This window comes from Bacillus mycoides, assembly GCF_001757995.1.
GTDB lineage: Bacteria > Bacillota > Bacilli > Bacillales > Bacillaceae_G > Bacillus_A > Bacillus_A mycoides_B.
Genome location: NZ_LXLV01000138.1, coordinates 1 through 3,591, shown reverse-complemented (window position 1 = coordinate 3,591; position 3,591 = coordinate 1). Strand labels below are relative to the sequence as shown.

Below are 3,591 nucleotides of genomic sequence, written 5' to 3'. Positions count from 1 at the left end.
TATGATTCTACAGAAAGGATAACGTATTTTTTGCTTTATGGGTAGTGCTATCCCTTATATGACTTCTTGTGATTTCGGTGAAAGTCGTGATGGTACTTCATAACCTTAGCTTGATAGCGATGTGGCGAGACCCCTATAACGAATTACATGAATTATTAATAGTTTCATAAAACTGGTCCGCAATATTCCCCATCTCTTTATGTCTTCGGAAACTTTGCAACAGAACTAGAAAGAGGAATGTGACATTTTTTAAGATTTATTTTTCCTTCAAAAACAAAAAAAATCCTTTATCACTTATTAGGGGTCACCTTACATGCCCATCAACTTAAGAAATTGGTAGTTCCCCAAAACGAAGAAAATTTTTGTTTTGAGGACACTTCAAAATATTAGCTTGAGGGCATGGGACTGAACCCCTAATGCTTTATTTTAATAATAATTCTTTTCATAAAATAAAACCCAGTTATCAGTCTAAACCATTTTTTAGATCTAACAATAACAAGTATACATTTTTACCTTTCAGATAGTCTCTTTTATTCTAATTTCTTCATTTCTTTCAGCCGTTCTATATCCTTTTCTGAAGCATTTTCTATTTTATACAGTTCATAGCTACCCCTTGTCTCATTTATCACTGCAAATTCAATTTCATTCCGAACATAGCTTTTAGTTTTTCCCTTTTTATAACCAATAACATTATCTAATATAGTTTCCCCACTATCTTTTTTATATAAATTATAGCTAACAGGTGGACGACCAATTACATACTTATTATCAGAAAATCCGACTATATCATCCCTCCCTAATCCTGTCGAAACACTCCAGACAAAAATAATCTGAAATATAGAATAAACAACAATACCGCATAAGAAAAAAAATAGGATTAATTTTAAAAAAATTTTTAAAGGTATCCTGTCCAAAAAACATTACCTCCCATTTCATCTCGGGATAGCAAGAACAAAACGCGAATTTTGTACGCTAAGGAACCGGATTTTTTAGATTGTTGAACTCAATCCCCCGTTAGTGCCATAAGAAAAAGAGTTACCGCAGTAACCCTATTGTTTATAATACACGTCATTGGGAAAAGCTATGGATGAATAAAGTCAATCTATTCAATTTCCCACAATCTTTTAATCTCCACCAATTCCTGTCCATTGAATTCCATTCTGTATATATCTGGTTTTGATGTCTGTAGTAAAAAATTCAAATCATACTTACTATCATAATACCCCATCATCAAAGTCATAACAGCTCCATGGGTTCCTAATACTACTTTCTGTCCTCGATAGGTGTTTAATAATTCTTTTAAGACTTTTATAGCACGTTTCTGACAGTCGACATTAGACTCTCCTCCCGTTAAAGCAAAGTCGGGTTCTAAAAATGACTTTGTTATCAAAGGGAATAATTCTTTATCCGACATTCGTTCCTCTTCAGCAATAAAAATTCTCTCTTTTAAGTCTTCAAATACTAAAACTTCTTGTCCTATTTGCTTCGCTAACTGCTGAACAGTTAGAATTGAACGATTGTATGGACTTGAGATAACAATGTCAATTCCCTCACCTTGTAATACATCTGTTATTCGTTGAACATCTAATTTTCCTTTTTCAGTTAATCCTCTTGTTTTTTCTTTTCCAGATTTCGGTGAATCCCCATGTCTCACCATATATATGAAAGTTTTCATAATTCCCTCCATTTTTCCAGGTTCTTTTACAATTCCTTTCTTATATTAGCATATATATCCAATTCATTCTCCTTAAAAATAACAGAAAACTGTGAATTTGAAATAAATTCATGATATTTGTAAGAAAGACGCGAAGTTTTCACTATCCTCTGGTATAAAAAAGCGTTATTCTTTCTAAACAAGCTAGATTAGAAAGGATGATGTTTTTTATGAATCTTTCGATTCAAAGTGAACTCCAATTATTTGCTGAAGAATTATATGAACATCTTACTCCTTCATTTCTGGAGAATCTCGCTAAAGAACTAGGGTTTGTACAACGGAAACGAAAGTTTTTAGCTCATGATTTAGCTACTATCTGTGTTTGGGTTAGTCAACGGGTAGCAAGTGATTCTTTAGTGCGACTATGTAGTCAACTTCATGCTGTTACAGGAACACTTATGAGTCCAGAAGGACTCAATAAGCGTTTCAATAAAAAAGCTGTTTGTTTTTTAAAACATATTTTCTCTACATTACTAAAAATTAAAATTTGTGAAACATCAGCGATTCCAAGCTCTTCAATCGCTTATTTTCAGCGAATTCGTATTTTAGATGCAACAATTTTCCAGGCACCAAAGCATTTAGCTAGTTTGTATCCTGGATCAGGTGGTTGTGCTCAAACAGCGGGTATAAAAATCCAGTTAGAATATGATTTACATAGTGGCCAGTTTTTAAATTTTCAAGTAGAACCAGGGAAAAATAATGATAAAACATTTGGCACAGAGTGTTTACCGACATTACGTCCTGGTGATCTATGTATTCGGGATTTAGGCTATTATTCACTGGATGATTTAGATCAAATGGACCAACGTGGTGTGTATTATATATCAAGGCTCAAATTAAACAATATGGTATATATCAAAAATGAATTTCCTGAATACTTTCGAAATGGGACAGTAAAAAAACAGTCTCAGTACATCAAAGTTGATTTAGAACACATTATGAATACCTTAAAACCAGGCCAGGTCTATGAAATAAAAGATGCTTATATTGGAAAGGATAAAAAACTATTCACTAGGGTGATTATGTATCGATTAACAGAAAAACAACTTCGTGAACGTATGAAAAAACAAGTGTATACGGAAAGTAAAAAGGGAATTACGTATTCAGAAAAAAGCAAACGATTAGCTGGCATGAACCTGTATGTTACCAATACACCTTGGGAGATTGTTCCGATGGAACAAATACATGATTTTTACTCTCTCCGCTGGCAAATAGAAATCATCTTTAAAACTTGGAAATCTCTATTTCAAATTCATCATTGGAAAAATATCAAACAAGAGCGATTAGAATGTCATGTTTATGGAAAGCTTATTGCCATTTTTCTATGCTCTTCTACTATGTTTAAGATGCGACAATTAATTTTACAAAAGAAGAAACAAGAATTAAGTGAATATAAAGCAATTGGGATGATTCAAGATCATTTACACATTTTATATCAATCCACACAGCAAAACACCCAAGAAATAACAAAGATCCTAGTCCGCCTGTTCAACCTCCTACAGAAGAATGGACGGAAATCTCATCGATATGAGAAGAAAACAGTCTTTGATATTTTGGGTGTTGTCTATGAGTATAATGGATTGAGAAAACAAAAGAAAGCTGCATAATTTTTAAAAACGATACCTATCTAGGCTTATTTGGTGTGCTCATTTTTAAATATACAAAATATTTTAAAAGTTTTTTCGTTTATGTGAACGAAAGTTCATTTTGTTTCTATTCTAAAGTTGATGGGCATGGGGTAGCACCAACATGATATTATCCCCTTAAGGTAGACAGTGTAAAAAGACCATGGATACACATGGATGTTACACTTTTACTTGGAGGGGATTTTATTATGGTTAAAAAAGGGGATAAATTTCAAACTTATTCAGATAAAT

The 3,591-nt window shown here is 32.7% G+C and carries 3 protein-coding genes; 1 reads left to right on the top strand and 2 read right to left on the bottom strand.

The genetic code is table 11. The features are described from left to right. Positions 1-530 precede the first annotated feature (530 nt). Positions 531-914 carry a hypothetical protein gene (locus BWGOE10_RS29345; RefSeq protein WP_070146074.1) on the bottom strand — a complete coding sequence of 128 codons (384 nt, stop codon included), beginning with the start codon at positions 912-914 and terminating at the stop codon, positions 531-533. A gap of 188 nt (positions 915-1,102) precedes the next feature. After that, a complete protein-coding gene (locus BWGOE10_RS29340; RefSeq protein ID WP_000846743.1) occupies positions 1,103-1,675 on the bottom strand; it encodes a histidine phosphatase family protein in 573 nt (190 codons plus the stop codon). A gap of 209 nt (positions 1,676-1,884) precedes the next feature. Between BWGOE10_RS29340 and BWGOE10_RS29335 the strand changes: the two genes are divergently transcribed. Further along, complete coding sequence (locus BWGOE10_RS29335) at positions 1,885-3,321, top strand: IS4 family transposase (RefSeq protein WP_070146075.1); 1,437 nt, start codon at positions 1,885-1,887, stop codon at positions 3,319-3,321. The last annotated feature ends 270 nt before the right edge of the window (positions 3,322-3,591 follow it).